Genomic DNA, 16,348 nt, shown 5'->3' with positions numbered 1-16,348 from the left:
AATTCTATATTATGAACATACACGAATATCAAGGAAAAGAGATTTTAGCTAGTTACGGGGTTCGCATTCAACGCGGAATCGTTGCTAATAGTCCAGTAGAAGCGGTTGCTGCTGCCAAACAATTAACTACCGAAACTGGTACAAGTTGGTATGTTGTAAAAGCCCAAGTTCACGCAGGTGGACGTGGAAAAGGTGGTGGAGTAAAGCTTGCTAAAAACTTACAACAAGTAGAAGAAATTGCAACACAAATCATCGGGATGCAATTGATTACACCTCAAACTTCTGCAGAAGGTAAAAGAGTACATAAAGTTTTAATTGCTGAAGATGTTTACTATCCTGGGGAAAGTGAAACTTCAGAATTTTATGTTTCTGTATTATTAAATAGAGCAACTGGACGTAATATGATCATGTATTCTACTGAAGGTGGAATGGATATTGAAGAAGTTGCGGAGCATACACCACATTTAATCTTCACTGAAGAAATTGATCCTTCTGTTGGATTACAAGGTTTTCAAGCAAGAAGAATTGCTTTTAACTTAGGTCTTTCTGGTAATGCTTTCAAAGAAATGGTAAAATTCATCGATTCTTTATATAACGCTTATATTGGATCTGATGCTTCGATGTTTGAAATCAACCCGGTTTTAAAAACATCTGATAATAAAATTATGGCTGTAGATGCTAAAGTAAATATCGATGATAATGCTTTATACAGACAAAAAAAATATGCTGATATGCGTGACATTCGTGAGGAAAACCCAATCGAAGTGGAAGCAAAAGAAGTAGGTTTGAACTATGTAGATCTTGACGGTACAGTAGGATGTATGGTGAACGGAGCTGGTTTAGCGATGGCAACTATGGATTTAATTAAATATGCTGGTTTTGAACCTGCTAATTTCCTTGACGTAGGCGGAACAGCTGATGCAAAACGTGTTGAAACTGCTTTCCGTATTATCTTAAAAGATCCAAATGTAAAAGCTATTTTGATTAATATTTTTGGTGGAATCGTTCGTTGTGACCGTGTGGCGCAAGGAGTTGTTGATGCATACAAAAATATGGGAGATGCCATTAAAGTGCCTATCATTGTTCGTTTACAAGGTACCAATGCAGCTATTGCAAAAGAATTAATTGATAATTCAGGAATGCCAATTTTATCTGCTGTTGAATTTCAAGAAGCTGCAGATCAAGTAAAAGCTGCACTTTCTTAATTAGAAAATTGTTATATATTGAAAAATCCTGAGTGAAAGCTCAGGATTTTTTTATTTAATAAATTTTGTAATATTTTAAAATTCGATTATTATTGGCATATGATCGCTCAATTCTAACCAGTCATTTTGGTGACCTATTTTAATGTTTTTGATTTTGTTGAAGGTTTTCTTATCTGCAAAGGTATAATCTATATGATATGGTTTTAAAACATTTTTTTGTAAATAAAAAGTTGGAGTTTGTTCTTCTCCTTGTTTTTCATTAAAATATTCATGATATAAACTTCTGATTTCTATTTCTTCTAATTCCTTTACAACATCTGAATGATTCCACCATCTGTCCCATTTATCCCAGATTTTATTGCTATTAAAGTCTCCTGTTATTAAAGTTTTTGTCATTAATGTTTTATTTATTTGCAGATATTTCCAAAACTGACCTATGTAACCAAAAGTTGGTGAGTTTGCATGATGATTCCATAAACCAATGATGTTGAAATTATTGTCAATATTGGCAGATATAAAATATTTAAGTCCATTTGTATTCCAATTATTGTCCAATAACTTAACAGATCTTTTGCAAAATATTCCTAGTCCTTTATTTTTATTTTCTCCTATCCAGATAAAATTGCAGGCCCATTCTTTGTATTTTTTATCATTTGACATCTTTGGATCTTCACATTCTTGTATTACAATAATATCTGCATCAAATGATTCAAGTTGGTGAAATTTTTTTCTAAATGCTCCGTTACAATTCCAAGTGATTATTCTCATGTATAAATTATATATTGACTTCTCAAATATATCAAATTAATCTTAAGTTTAAACTTAGGATTTTCTTAGCGATAGATTTGGAAATCAATTTTTTGAGTTCACCTTTAATAAATAAAATGACTTTAGTTATATAATAAAGTTATCATAACAGTTCAATTATGTCCTAGCTATCGAATACCTTTGTATTAGACTGGATTGTTCCTAGTTTATATAAATCTGTTGCCAAATGAAACTCCACATAAAAAATAATTTCACTTCTGAATTGCCTGCTGACCCCATTGAAATCAATACACCAAGACAGGTTCAGCAATCGGCATATTCGTATGTGTTGCCAAAAAAACCATCCAACCCATCACTAATTCATGCTTCTAATGACGTGGCTCATACCATTGGCATTTCTGATGAAGACCTACTTTCAGCTGATTTTTTGGACATTTTTTCAGGAAGCACCGTTTATCCGGAAACAAATCCTTTTGCCTTGTGTTATGCCGGACATCAATTTGGGAATTGGGCCGGACAATTGGGAGATGGTCGCGCCATCAATCTCACCGAAGTTATTCATGAAAATAAGATATATACTTTACAACTAAAAGGAGCAGGTCCAACTCCATATTCCAGAACTGCAGATGGTTTTGCGGTATTGCGTTCTTCCATACGGGAACATTTATGCGCTGAAGCCATGCATTATTTAGGTGTTCCCACAACACGTTCGCTATCGCTTATGCTTTCTGGTGATCAGGTATTGCGCGATGTAATGTATAATGGAAATCCTGCCTATGAAAAAGGCGCTATCGTTTGCAGAGTGGCTCCGTCATTTATCCGTTTTGGTAGTTTCGAAATGTTTGCTTCTCGAGAAGATTATGTTAATCTCAAATTACTGGCTGATTTTACGATCAAACATCATTTTCCTCACATTCAAGGGGAAGGTATCGAAAAATATCTCGCCTTTTTTCAGGAAGTAACCCGAACTACACTTAAAATGATTGTACACTGGCAACGCGTTGGTTTCGTTCATGGCGTTATGAATACTGATAATATGTCTATTCACGGGATCACGATTGATTATGGGCCTTACGGTTGGTTGGAAGATTATAATTCCGGCTGGACACCTAATACAACGGACAGTCAACATAAAAGATACCGTTTTGGCAATCAACCTGAAATTGCACTCTGGAATTTGTATCAATTGGCGAATGCGTTGTATCCTTTGATTAAAGATGCAAAACCACTTGAAACTATTTTGGACGCTTTTAGTACGGAATACGAAAAGGAGTATTTGGATATGATGCGAAATAAACTCGGTTTCCAAATTAAAAAAGAATCCGATATTGTTTTGATTCAGAGTTTGACCCAATTGCTGGAACGGGTAGAAACAGATATGACGATTTTCTTTAGAAATCTGAGTGATGTTACTAAAGCTGATCTTGCAATTACCGCTTTCGGTTCAATAAATGACGCTTTTTACAATGAAAATGATTTAAATGAAACGGTCTTGAAAGATTGGTACGATTGGTTGGAGAAATACAGTATTCGAATCAATGAAGAAATACTTTTGGATACAGAAAGAAAAAATCAAATGAATGCCGTGAACCCAAAATATGTATTGCGGAATTACATGGCGCAATTGTGTATTGATGACGCGGATACAGGAGATTATGCTTTGTTGAAAGAATTATTCGAAATGCTTAAAAATCCTTATGATGAACAACCAAATTTTCAAAAATGGTTTGCCAAAAGACCCGATTGGGCTAGAGATAAAGTGGGATGTTCTATGTTAAGTTGTAGTTCTTAAATTGAGATTAACTATTAAAAAAAGGAACTCTATTTTATGCCAATTGCTTCATGACCTCTTAATAAAATCTTATTTTTATTTTCTAAATTCTCTTTCGTTTTTCCCAAGATGTTGATAATGTCAAATTTTGTATCGCTTTTCCTTAAATTGTAAAATGCTTCTGAATTAGTGACTTCAACTTCTAAAATATAGTTGCGGTCTAATTTGAAAGTATCAATATTATCTTTTATAAATGTTCCATTTACCATATAAATGATATCGTTACTTTTTATATTGGTAAATTCAGTTTTGATTTTTTCTAAAGTTAGAAAGTCGTATTTCTTGGGTTTTTTTAAACTAATAAAAAGTTGACCTTGGTACAAAACATTATCTATTAAAGTGTCATTTTTAATAACATTTACAGATTCAATTTCACTTTGGTTAATATATTCAATTGCATTTCTTGCAATTAAGTTAGAATCAATAAACACCGCTGGTTCTTCTGTTTTATTGTTTTGTCCAAAAAATAGTGTTGTAAAAAATAATGTGTAAAGGATAAAGAGGCATTTCATATTTGAAGGTTTGAATTCATTGATACAAACAAACTTACAGAAAATCCTGAACTCTCATTCAGGATTTTGCTTTTGTATTACTTTCCAATTTCTTGAGTCACATCCGATTCGTATATTTTGAAACCTATATTATTAGTTTGAGCAATTTTCAAAAGTGCTTTTGCTACTGTTTTGGCTTCAATGGGTTTGTATTTTTTCAAGTTACCAAGGAATAAGAAGGAAAGTGATTTCATAAAAAAGGCACCAACTATTTCTCCGAATCTAAATTCTGCTCGGTTTCCTAAAAGTAGGGAAGGTTGCACTACAACAGCGCTTTTAAAATTACAATCCTTAAGAAAATTTTGAATTTCTCCTTTTGTTTTCAAATAGAAATTTCCAGAATTTGCATCAGCACCCAAAGAGGAAACAATCAAATATTGGTTGACTTTATTGTACAGTGCAATAGTGGCAAACTGGCGTGGATATTCAAAATCTACTTTTCGGAAGGCTTCTTTATTTCCTGCTTTTTTGATTGTGGTACCAATGGTACAAAAGAAATCATCACCAATAACTAAATGTTTATACGTTTCCGGCTTGTCAAAATCAATAAGGTGTTGGGTTAGTTTTTTATGCTTTATGCCGGTATCTCTTTTTACGAAAGTGATTACTTTTAGATAGTCATTGCTATCTAAAAGTAAATTCAACAATTGAGATCCTATCAGACCGGTGCTTCCAATAACGAGGGCCGTTTTCACTTAGGATTTTTTATTCTTTCCGAAATTAAATTTCACTTTCTCCACTATTTGGACTTTTGAATTTCCTTTTGGATACTGTTTTTTAGAAGTGTTTTTTGTAGCAGGTCTTGATTTTGAAGGTGCTTCATCACCTCTTGATTTTTCTTCGTCTCTTGGTTTTGCCTTAAACTCGGGTCTATCTTTAGCTCCTTCTTTTGCAGGAATTTGAGCTTTGTGCTTGGCTAAAACATCATTTGGGTTTTTTGGATTTTCTTTGGTTCCACGCAAGTGAATAACCAATGCATTTAGAAAATTACGCAACACCTGATCACCACATTCTATGTAATTTTCATGTTTTTCATCGCGAAAAAAAGCACCTAATTCGGATTTAGTGATTCTAAAATCTACCAATTCCAATATTTCAACTATTTGATCGTCACGCAGCATTAAAGCGACGCGAAGTTTTTTAAAGATATCGTTGTTTGTCATCATATTCTAATTTTTTATAAAGGTACGGTTTAAAAGCAATTGCAACACAATTTTAGATTTAGAATTGGTTGCATTTCAAAATCTGAATTAGAGTATCTAAATCTTCTTTCCTATGATTGGCAGTAATTACAATTCTATTTAAATTTTGAGTATCTGTTGAGTATTTAAAATTGGTTACTATGATCTTATTTGCGGTCAAAATTTCAGTAAGTCCAATGATTTTCGGATAAATAAGCGGATACTTGGGGTCAAAATGAATGGCTTTATTTTTAATTAAATGAGCATCTATATACTGAATATTTTCTTTTAGTTTTTGATGCTGTTGCAAATAAATTGCTGCTGCATCAGCCATGGTTTGTACAAATGCGGCATTCATTCCAGCACTGGAAATATAAGTATCACAAGTTTTTATCTGATTAATAAATTCAGAATCACTGGCAATTACGCCTCCTGTCAATCCAAAGGCTTTCCCTAAAGAGGCCACCATGATTTTTCTTTTGATGTTAGGAAGATTGATGGTCGAATAAATTCCGCAACCATTTGTTCCCAAAATTCCAAGCGAATGCGATTCGTCAATAACCAAAGTGATTTCTTTATTGGACGGAATCGAATTTAAAATCGAAAGATCAATTGGTCTTATCTGAAAGGATGGAACAGAATCCGTTAGAATCGTAATTTTTTCAATTGTGGTATCTAGTAAACGAGGATTTAATTCATTTTCAGTAAAAACAGGTAAGCTGTTAGGAGCTTTGATGGCGGCGTGTGTACCTGGAAAATGAAAAAAACAATTGGTTTGCGACTCGAGTATTTCAACAACTATTTTCCCTGCCAGCATACCGGACGAAAGCGTAAGTGCAGCATCTGCTTTGATAAAATGGGCTATTAAGCGTTCGCCGTTTTCATAAGCGGTCAGTTGAATATTGGCACTTCTGGAACTTCCGTAAGCCGTTCCCCATTGCAAAATATTTTTGATAATTAATTTTTGAAATTCGGGATGCGTAGGCAAACCCAAATAAGCTGTTCCGCCAAAATAAAGATATTCCTCATTTTCTACTTCAATTATTCGATCTGGAAATTGATTGACTTTCATTTAAAACTACATTAAAGTTACACCGGTTCCATTCAAGTCAGAATAGCTTATTTTGCCGAAATCAATGGTAATACCAGTGGCAATATCCTCGGACAATAGTAGTGCGCCATCCATATCTACATAATCCAATTGCGGTAATAAGTGCGCAATTGCGGATATTCCAACTGTTGATTCGGTCATGCAGCCCACCATGGTTTTTAACCCTAATTTCTTGGCTTCCTGAATCATCCGTCTTCCGGGAGTTAGTCCGCCACATTTTACTAATTTGACATTTATCCCATGAAAATGATTGTGACATTTGGCTACATCTTCTTCTATAATACAACTTTCGTCGGCTATAATTGGTAACACAGAATGTTTGAAAACTTCCTTGTGTCCTTCCCAATTGCCTGCCTTCATGGGTTGTTCCAAAAACTCGACACCTAATTTTTTTAGTTCAACGGCATTGTTTATGGTTTCTGCTACACCCCAGCCGCAGTTGGCATCAATTCTAAAAACAGCATCAGTATGTTTCCTAAGTTCAGTAACAATGGCAATATCTTCCTTTGTACCTAATTTTATTTTATAAATTGGCCAAGGTAATTCTTTCATTTTAGCCACCATTTTTTCTATCGATGCAATTCCTATTGTGTAATCTGTCAATGGATTTTTATCGGTAGTGTAATTCCACAATTGGTACAGTTTTTTTTCTTTTTTACGAGCATACAAATCCGTAAAGGCCATATCCAAAGCGCATAAGGCAAACATATTGTTTTTTAAATACGGATGAATCGCTGCCCAAAATTCTTCAGGGGTTTCATTTGTTATAGTTTCAATTACAGATCGAATTTTTTCCAAGTCCTGCATCATCACCGGAACAGTTGTCTTGTAGTACGGATTGGAAGTTGCCTCGCCAAAACCTGAATAACCATCACTTTGTAATTCCACAATCAAAGAAGGCTGAAAGTCTATCGATTCTCTCGAAATCGTGAATGTATGTTTCAGTTTAAGGTTGTATGCTCTTAAGATTAGTTCCATAAGGAATGTGATTTTAATGTTTGTTGTGTTTACTTGCAGCAGAATAATTTAGTAACCAAGCCATAAAACAGCTTTTACAAAACCATCACGCCATAATTTTTCATTGTGTTGTCCGCCTTTTACAATTTTCTTTTCATTCAAATTAAGGCAGGAACATCTATTGGAATTCAGTAAATATTCCATTTTATTCAAATCGGTCACCATATCTTCACTTTCATTGTCTCCACATAGAAAATAGACTTTAGACTTTATTTTTTTAGACTTTTCAGTCAGATCATAAATATCTTTGGTAAACCAAAAGGAAGGGGAGAATACTCCCGCTTTTCCAAATATCTCTGGGTATTTTAAAACAGCGTAATACGAAGTAAGACCGCCAAGGGAACTTCCCATGATGATAGTGTTTTTCTTGTCGGTTTTGGTTCTGAACGTTTTATCGATGTGCGGTTTTAAGGTTTTTACGATAAATTCTAAATAACGGTCTGCTTTTCCTCCTCCATATTTCTCGTTTTTAAAAGGCGTCAGTTCATCAATGCGTTTTTCATTTCCATGTTCAACTCCTATAACAATAACGGGTGCTTTTAGGCTATCCAGTTTTTCGTCTATATTCCATTCACCTGAATAAGAAGTTGCAGCGTCAAATAAATTTTGAGCATCATGCATGTAAATTACGGATAATTTTCTTTTGGATGTGGCATAATTTTGGGGTAAATACACCCAAATTTTCTTTGTCGATTGAAGCTGTGGAGCCTCGATAGTAAAAGTGGAAACTTGTTTTGATGCCGTACGCTGCTTCGAAGTTCTAACTGAAGGTGTTGGCTCTTGAGCGTTGATTTCTGGTATCAAAAAAAGGATAAACAGCAATAATAGGTATCGTTGAATCATTAGTTCGTTTTGTAATTCAATTTAAAAACAATATTTTAGCTAAAAATAATAATTTGATGGATACATTCGAAGAAAAGAGAAGTTTACTTTTGGAGATGATTGCTTTTTCTACAGTTGATGGTCATTTACACAAGAAAGAATATGATTTTTTGTTTATTGTAGCCAATGAATTGAATATAGAAAAAGGAGGTTTCAATGATTTGTTTCATTTAGAATTGCCACAGTTGCCCATTAAATCCGAATTTCAGCGGATACAGCAATTTTATAGATTGGCTTTACTGATGCATAGCGACGGAATTTTGCACAAGAAAGAAGCCGTTAACATCCAACAAATAGCAATTGAAATGGGACTTAATCCTGCTGCAACAAAACGAATTCTGAAGCTGATGGATGAAGCGCCAAACGCAATTATTAATTCTGAAGTCTTATTGACTGTTTTTCAAGAGCAACATAATTAAGTTAATTGTTGCTGCAATCTCTTGATGTCATCCCGTAATTTTGCCGCCTGCATAAAGTCCAGATCTTTTGCGGCTTTTTCCATCGATTTCCGTTTTTCCCGGATAAGTTTCTCGATTTCCGTTTTTGATAGATATGCAGTTTCCGGTTCGGCTGCGGCATTCAAAGTGAGACCCAATTCATAGTCTGCCAAAGGATTTTTGGTAAATGCACTTTCTATTTTTTTGTTTAATGCCTGTGGTGTCTGATTGTTTTCAGTGTTATAATTGATTTGTTTGGTTCTGCGATAATTTGTTTCATCAATGGTTTTTTGCATGCTGGCGGTTATTTTATCCGCATACATAATTGCTTTACCGTTTAGGTTTCTTGCTGCGCGACCAATTGTTTGCGTAAGTGAGCGGTGGCTTCGTAAAAAACCTTCTTTGTCTGCATCTAAAATGGCCACCAAAGAAACTTCCGGTAAATCCAGACCTTCACGAAGTAAATTGACACCAATTAATACATCAAAAATTCCTTTTCGTAAATCTTGCATGATTTCTATTCGTTCCAAAGTGTCGACTTCAGAATGAATATAGCGACAGCGAATATTGACTTTCGTTAAATATTTTGCGAGTTCTTCTGCCATTCTTTTGGTTAAAGTTGTCACTAAAACGCGCTCGTCAATTTCTGCCCGAACCTGAATTTCTTCGATTAAATCATCAATCTGGTTTAAACTTGGTCGGATTTCGATAATGGGATCCAATAATCCTGTCGGACGAATTACCTGTTCCACAATGACACCTTCCGTTTTTTGCAATTCATAATCAGCAGGTGTTGCTGAAACATAAATTACCTGATTTTGCATGGCTTCAAATTCTTCAAACTTCAAAGGACGATTGTCCATTGCTGCAGGAAGTCGGAAACCATATTCCACTAAGTTCTCTTTTCGGCTTCTGTCCCCACCATACATCGCACTAACTTGTGAAAGTGTTACGTGACTTTCATCCACCACCATCAAGTAATCTTTTGGAAAATAATCCAGTAAACAAAAAGGTCTTGTTCCGGGTAAACGACCGTCCAGATACCGGGAATAATTTTCAATTCCGGAGCAATAACCTAGCTCCCGAATCATTTCCAAATCAAAATTGGTGCGTTCTTCTAATCGTTTAGCTTCCAGATGTTTTCCAATTTCTTTAAAATAATCGACTTGTTTTACTAAATCCTGTTGGATTTCCCAAATCGCACCTTGTAAAACATCCGGTGAAGTCACGAACATATTGGCCGGATAAATCGTCAGTTTATCAAATTTTTCAAGAACTTGAGAGTTCTTGGTGTCAAAACTTTCGATCTCTTCAATTTCATCACCAAAAAAATGAATGCGGTAGGCTTCGTCAGCATAACTAGGATACACATCAACGGTGTCTCCTTTTATTCTAAAACTTCCAGGATTAAAATCGGCTTCCGTTCTGGAATATAAACTTTGCACCAGTTGATGTAATAATTTGGTGCGGGAAATAATTTGTCCTTTTTCAATTGGTATCAAGTTTTTCTGAAATTCGACAGGATTTCCAATACCGTACAAACACGAAACGGAGGCCACAACTAAAATGTCTCTTCGTCCAGAAAGCAAGGATGCAGTGGTTGACATTCGCATTTTTTCCAGTTCTTCATTGATGGATAAATCCTTTTCTATGAAAACGCCGGTTACAGGCATAAAAGCTTCGGGTTGGTAATAATCGTAATAGGAAACGAAATATTCCACGGCATTGTTCGGGAAGAATTGCTTGAATTCCGAGTATAATTGTGCCGCCAACGTTTTGTTGTGTGCCAAAACCAAAGTGGGTCTTTGTACTTCCTGAATTACATTGGCTACCGTAAATGTTTTTCCGGATCCGGTAACACCTAATAAAGTTTGGAATTTATCACCATCAATAATCCCCTGAACTAATTTGTCAATCGCTTGTGGTTGGTCGCCTTTGGGCTGGTAATCGGATACTACTTGAAAATTCATTGGTGTTAAGTGGCAAAGTTTTAGAGCTGTAAAGATACAAGTTTGGATTCTTTTTTTTACCAAAGGATGAACCAAAAAAAAACCATTCGCGTGGGCGAATGGTTTTTAGTGTAAAACAGGGAGTTCTAGAAACTCAAGCTTAATCGAGCGAAAAGAAATCTTCCGTTTTGACCAAATTGAGAGGTGTTTCTTGAATATGCAAATTGATTTGCATTTGACAAGTCAATTGTTGTTGCATTGGCAGCATAAGTTACATTGCCATTTGTGTCAACACCATTTGCTCTTTTTGCAGTTTGTGTACCAAGATTTACATCAGGATAGATATCAAAAATATTGTTAGCCCCAATTACAACTTTTGTAGTTTCCGTAATTTTGAAACCAACAGATAAATCAGTGATTATTTTTGCGCCCCAGATTGGATGCTCAATTTCGACTGCTAGACCATTTATTATTGCTCCTTCAACTCTTCCATCTCCATTTACATCAGCCGTATTTGGATCAGTAACCTGGCCGAAGTAAACATTTCTCAAAAAGAAATCGAATTTTTTATAAGTAAATGAGTTGGTTAAATTTCCTTTAACTCTTGGAATGGCTTCTTCTAGATAGACTCTGCTCATTTCAGAAAAATAGCGGTTGATTTGACCATTAGCAACTAAAGTAGGTGAACCTTTAATCGCGCCCACTTGTCTTGTTTGAGAAAAAGTAGTAGCTAAATCAGATTTGATTACTATGGCTCCTAAATTTAGCTTATGTGTTATAATGATATCAATTCCTTTAGACTCTGTACTAATAGCATTGGCAAAAAAGGTTGCCGCATTTGCTCCAGCGAGATCAAATTGTTCTTGAAGTTCTCTCTGTGGCGTTCCGTCAGCAAACGTTCCCGATGGACGAGAAAATTGATCAGTCAAAGTTACTCTGTCATCTATTCTTACAATATAAGCATCGGCAGTCAAAGTAATGTTTCCTTCTGGAATTTTAGCGGTAAAACCAATACTAGCACTTTTAGATTCTTCTTGTTTCAATTGTGGGATTCCAAGGGCTTGCGCTGCCGGGGAATCATTACTAAATGTACTTACTTCAAATGGTACACCACCAACAAATTGAGTCGCTGTAGCATTAAAATTGATTTGATGTAAGGAAGGAGCGCGAAAACCTGTGGAAACAGCACCACGCAAATTAATGTTGTCTGTTAGTTTATAACGACTGGCAACTTTAAAATTAGTAGTGTTTCCGAAATCAGAATAGTTTTCAAAACGAACGGCTCCGTTCAACAACCATTTTTCTGTAACATCATATTCAAGATCTCCATAAATAGCGGTACTGTTACGACCTTTGTCAATAGCATTTGTTGGCCTGAAACCCGGAAATACTTGGGAGCCATTCCCTCTAATAGATCCAAAGAAATCAGTTACTATCAGATTAGCGGGCGTTACTCCAGGTAAAGCAACATTACCGTTTATATCATATAAATTATATGATTCAGGTTGTCCTGCACCAATACTATAGTTTTCATTTCGGTATTCAGCTCCAAAAGCAACGTTCAAATCACCAAATTTTCGGTTCATGTCGAAATTAGTTGTGTTTTGGCTAAAGGCTAATCCACCAGCGTCAAATTCAGTAGGAGAGTTTTCTCTTAGAGAGGCATTTACGGTATTTTCAACTCCATAATCAAATGCATTTCTTCCAAAAGTATTGCTTAAGTCAAAATTCCAATTTTCGAAAATTATACCTCTAAGACCCGCTGCTGCTGAAATGTCGTTAATTGTCGAGTGGATTTCTGGCAAAAAACCATTTGGATACAAACCGGTATACGATCTAGATTGATTTGGTCTTCTGTAAAAACCGGCAGCTTCACCAGTTCTGTAGCTGTTCCCTCCAAAAGCATACAATTCTAATTTATCAGTTAAAGGATAGGCAGCATTTACAAAGAATTGTGAGCTTTGAAGTGATGATTGACCTACTCGCATATTAAAATCATTTCGTACTAAACCTCTAAAGGCTAGTTCGTCAGTTGTGGCATCAACTCCTAATAAAGTTCTCATCCCGGATAAATTTCCATTCGATGCGGCAGTTTGAATAGCAGTTTTTGTTGTTGCATCAAAATAACTTACTTGTTGCGCATACGTATTAATTGTGTTCAGCAAACCGTTGTAAAAGCCAGGGGTAGTGTTTAACGTATTCGCATACAAACTATTAATGTTAACACCTGCTATTCTAGCTCTTTCTTCAACAGCATTGTATCGGTTAAATAAATTTCCTTTAACTTCTTTAGCACGACTTGTTTGACCTCTCAATTGAGCACTTGCCGTAATATTAATGAAACTTTTTTCCTTTCCTAAATTTGTTCCGTAGTTCAAATCAATTTGAATGTTGTTTCCATCATTTCCACCGGTATGGTCGTTAGCATTTTTAGAAAAATGACTTCCTCCAAAAAGGTTTATTTCTAATTTTTTAGTATCTTTTTTCATGTTGATGTTGATTACACCAGCAATAGCGTCTGAGCCATATTGAGCTGAAGCGCCATCTCTTAATACTTCAATTTTTTCGATGGCAAAAGCAGGAATAGAATTCAAGTCGGTACCTACAGCTCCTCTACCAGGTGATCCATTGATGTTTACTAAAGATGACGTATGACGTCGTTTTCCATTGATCAAAACCAATACTTGGTCTGGTCCTAAACCTCTTAATTGTGCAGGGTCAATGTGATCTGTTCCATCAGCTACAGTTGTTGTATTTGAGGTAAATGATGGCGCAACCATATTTAAAATCTGATTCAAATTCGTTTGAGCACCTTGTGAAGCGATTTCTTTCATAGAAATAACATCAATAGGTACTGCAGATTCCGTTACGGTTCTGGTAGGATTACGGGAACCCATAATAACTATATTTTGTAATGTTTCGCCACTTCCCGTTAAAGTAATGTTTAGTGTACTTCCTGTGATTTTAACTGATTTTGTTTCTAAACCTACATAGGAGAATTGTAAAATATCTCCAATTTTTGCAGTAATGGTGTATTTACCCTCTATATCTGAAGTCGTGCCTTTTGCAATTCCTTTGATCATAATGGTTGTTCCAGGTAAGGTTGCGTTGGAGTCGTCAGTAACAACACCGGAGACTCTAATTTCTTGGGCAGTTATTCCTGCTGAAAAAATTAAAGTTAGAATAAAGAAAAGTTTTTTCATTTTTAGTCATTTAAAGTTAGATTCGTAAAAATACTACTTAAATAACGTTAATCAGAATAATAACAAGCAAGATATTTGTTAAATGGCAAATAATTATTATTTACATTTTTTTTTATGAAAAAACTAGTTTGAGTTCTTTTTGTTGAAGATGTACTATTTTTATTGATAAAGATCTTTCATTTCCAACCAGAATGAGGAGTAATTAGGATGATTTTTTAAAATTTCCAAGCTTTCTGTTGTGCTTTACTGAGGAAAGTCCAGGCTATGATTCGGCTTGTTTTTTGGCCTTGAGCCATATCGATTGTTTTAATTTCGACTGCACTTACCTTGTTTAATGTTTTATAAAGACTGGAAAGATTTTCTTTTTTAGAGACCAAAGTGGTAAACCATAAACACTGCATTGGATATTTTGCACTTTCGAAAATCATCTGGGTAACAAAACCTAATTCACCACCTTCACACCACAATTCAGCATTGTGACCACCAAAATTTAAAACAGGTTTAGCTTCACCTCGCTCGGCTGTACCGCGGGTAGTAGTTTTAGCATTTTCTAAATTGTTGATTTTTCGAACCGTGCTTTTCGTGGCTTCATCCTGTGATGCATGAAAAGGAGGATTACAAATAGTGAACGTGAATTTGTCTTCGGGAGTGATTATATTTTTAAAAATAAAACGCGATTCCGTTTGTTGCTGTAAACTTATGGCATCAATCAATTTTGGATTTTCTTCAATGATGGCACTGCAATTTTCAATTGCTTTTAAATCGGTATCAGTTCCTACAAAACTCCATCCGTACGCTGAATTACCAAGTATAGGATAAATGCAATTCGCACCCACACCAATATCTAAACCTTGAACAGTTTCTCCTTCAGGAATGATTCCGTTGTTGCTTGAAGCTAATAAATCAGCGAGATAATGGATGTAATCTGCTCTTCCGGGAATGGGCGGACAAAGATAATTTTTAGGAATGTCCCAGTTTTGAATGTCGTAATGGGATAATAACAAAGCTTTATTAAGTGCCTTAACCGCATCAGGATTACTAAAATCAATAGTTTGGATTTTATACTCATTGACAGAAACGAAATGCTGCAATTCTGGGGATTTTACTATTAATTCATCAAAATTGTATCCAAATCTATCCAGATTTCTAGGATGTAAATTCGTCTTTTCGGTAATCGTTTTCGCTTTCATTTTCTTTATTTCGATGCAAATATAGGCATAACTATTTTGTAAATGGATAAAGACGTTTTCGGCCTATTAAACAGACGAAAAATAAATCATAAAATTAGAATATTGTGTTTTTTCGAAAACTAAAAACGGTTACTTTTATAAAAAATACAAATAGTATGACTTTTAGGCTCACTTCATTTCATTTCAAAAAGAGATACTTAGCGTACAGTTTTGTGTTTTTCTATATTGTTATGTGTCAATCTTGTATGACGATGCGATTTTCCAATAAGGAAACAACAAAATTTTTTGGTGCCTCTAAAACGGAATTTCAGGATAAAACAATTGCTTTTGAAGGTTATAAAATACATTATGTGGCAACAGGTAGTATGCAAAACGCGACCTTGTTTTTTATTCACGGCTCGCCTGGCAGTTGGAATGCCTTTAAAGAATATCTTCAGGATACTTTATTGCTTAAAAAATACCGAATGATCGCGATTGACCGACCGGGTTTTGGATTCAGTGGTTTTGGCGATGCTCAAAATTTAAGGGTACAATCTCAAAGAATATCAGAGTTTATAAAAAAAATCGATAATAAAAAGCCGCTGATTTTGGTGGGACATTCCGTAGGCGGGCCCGTTGTGGCTCGGTTAGCCGTGGATAATCCATCTTGGTACAAAAGAATGGTGATATTGGCAGGCTCATTGGACCCAAAAGCTGAAAATCCAGAGAAATGGAGAACGGTTATTAAGGCGTCGCCTTTGCGGTATTTGATTCCCGGTGCATTGCGTCCTTCTAATGATGAGTTGTGGTGGTTGAAACAGGATTTGGTAGACTTAGAACCAGCGCTAAAAAAAATCAAATGTGATGTTACGATTATTCATGGAACAAAAGATGTTTTGGTGCCGTACAGCAATGTTGCTTTTATGCAAAAAAAGTTTACCAATGCTAAATCAATCGATGCAATAACGATCAAAAAAGCGAATCATTTTATTCCTTGGAGTCATTATGAAATTATAAGAAATGTATTACTGAACATACAATAAA

The 16,348-nt window shown here is 35.2% G+C and carries 14 protein-coding genes; 4 read left to right on the top strand and 10 right to left on the bottom strand.

Annotated elements, in window-relative coordinates; translation table 11 throughout:
• Positions 1-11: 11 nt before the first annotated feature.
• Complete coding sequence (gene sucC, locus EKM00_RS06225; RefSeq protein ID WP_126454631.1) at positions 12-1,205, top strand: ADP-forming succinate--CoA ligase subunit beta; 1,194 nt, start codon at positions 12-14, stop codon at positions 1,203-1,205.
• A gap of 75 nt (positions 1,206-1,280) precedes the next feature.
• Here sucC and EKM00_RS06220 read toward each other — a convergent pair whose 3' ends face one another.
• A complete protein-coding gene (locus EKM00_RS06220) occupies positions 1,281-1,973 on the bottom strand; it encodes an endonuclease/exonuclease/phosphatase family protein (protein WP_126515594.1) in 693 nt (230 codons plus the stop codon).
• A gap of 226 nt (positions 1,974-2,199) precedes the next feature.
• Here EKM00_RS06220 and EKM00_RS06215 point away from each other — a divergent pair, with 226 nt between their 5' ends.
• Positions 2,200-3,765, top strand: coding sequence for a protein adenylyltransferase SelO (locus EKM00_RS06215; RefSeq protein ID WP_126515593.1), 1,566 nt, complete (start codon positions 2,200-2,202; stop codon positions 3,763-3,765).
• 29 nt (positions 3,766-3,794) lie between these two features.
• Here EKM00_RS06215 and EKM00_RS06210 read toward each other — a convergent pair whose 3' ends face one another.
• From EKM00_RS06210 to EKM00_RS06185, 6 genes are all read right to left on the bottom strand, one after another.
• On the bottom strand, positions 3,795-4,316 hold the full coding sequence (locus EKM00_RS06210; RefSeq protein WP_126454627.1) for a hypothetical protein: 522 nt from the start codon (positions 4,314-4,316) through the stop codon (positions 3,795-3,797).
• A gap of 77 nt (positions 4,317-4,393) precedes the next feature.
• Entirely contained in the window at positions 4,394-5,050 is a 657-nt protein-coding gene (locus EKM00_RS06205) for an oxidoreductase (RefSeq protein WP_126515592.1), read from the bottom strand.
• On the bottom strand, positions 5,051-5,518 hold the full coding sequence (locus tag EKM00_RS06200; RefSeq protein WP_126454659.1) for a DUF1456 family protein: 468 nt from the start codon (positions 5,516-5,518) through the stop codon (positions 5,051-5,053).
• Positions 5,519-5,576: 58 nt separating this feature from the next.
• Positions 5,577-6,608, bottom strand: a complete 1,032-nt coding sequence (locus EKM00_RS06195) for an aminotransferase class I/II-fold pyridoxal phosphate-dependent enzyme (protein ID WP_126515591.1) — start codon at positions 6,606-6,608, stop codon at positions 5,577-5,579.
• 6 nt (positions 6,609-6,614) lie between these two features.
• Positions 6,615-7,625: a dipeptide epimerase gene (locus EKM00_RS06190; RefSeq protein ID WP_126515590.1), complete on the bottom strand. Its 1,011-nt coding sequence runs from the start codon at positions 7,623-7,625 to the stop codon at positions 6,615-6,617.
• Positions 7,626-7,673: 48 nt separating this feature from the next.
• A complete protein-coding gene (locus tag EKM00_RS06185; RefSeq protein ID WP_126515589.1) occupies positions 7,674-8,507 on the bottom strand; it encodes an alpha/beta hydrolase in 834 nt (277 codons plus the stop codon).
• Between the two features lie 56 nt (positions 8,508-8,563).
• Between EKM00_RS06185 and EKM00_RS06180 the strand changes: the two genes are divergently transcribed.
• The gene (locus EKM00_RS06180; RefSeq protein WP_126454617.1) at positions 8,564-8,965 is read left to right on the top strand and encodes an excinuclease ABC subunit B; all 402 of its coding nucleotides are present in this window, start codon (positions 8,564-8,566) and stop codon (positions 8,963-8,965) included.
• Here EKM00_RS06180 and uvrB read toward each other — a convergent pair.
• The 3 genes from uvrB to rlmF form a co-directional block, all read right to left on the bottom strand.
• Complete coding sequence (gene uvrB, locus EKM00_RS06175) at positions 8,962-10,953, bottom strand: excinuclease ABC subunit UvrB (RefSeq protein ID WP_126515588.1); 1,992 nt, start codon at positions 10,951-10,953, stop codon at positions 8,962-8,964. The two genes, EKM00_RS06180 and uvrB, sit on opposite strands and share 4 nt — an antisense overlap.
• Before the next feature lie 125 nt (positions 10,954-11,078).
• Entirely contained in the window at positions 11,079-14,135 is a 3,057-nt protein-coding gene (locus EKM00_RS06170; RefSeq protein ID WP_126515587.1) for a TonB-dependent receptor, read from the bottom strand.
• A 215-nt stretch (positions 14,136-14,350) separates the two neighbouring features.
• Positions 14,351-15,325 carry a 23S rRNA (adenine(1618)-N(6))-methyltransferase RlmF gene (gene rlmF / locus EKM00_RS06165; RefSeq protein ID WP_126515586.1) on the bottom strand — a complete coding sequence of 325 codons (975 nt, stop codon included), beginning with the start codon at positions 15,323-15,325 and terminating at the stop codon, positions 14,351-14,353.
• Between the two features lie 155 nt (positions 15,326-15,480).
• Between rlmF and EKM00_RS06160 the strand changes: the two genes are divergently transcribed.
• A complete protein-coding gene (locus EKM00_RS06160; protein ID WP_126515585.1) occupies positions 15,481-16,347 on the top strand; it encodes an alpha/beta fold hydrolase in 867 nt (288 codons plus the stop codon).
• The last annotated feature ends 1 nt before the right edge of the window (position 16,348 follow it).

Source organism: Flavobacterium sp. RSP15 (genome assembly GCF_003968755.1).
Taxonomy (GTDB): Bacteria; Bacteroidota; Bacteroidia; order Flavobacteriales; family Flavobacteriaceae; genus Flavobacterium.
Note: the sequence above shows the minus strand (reverse complement) of the source record. Positions and strands in the feature narration are given on the sequence as shown.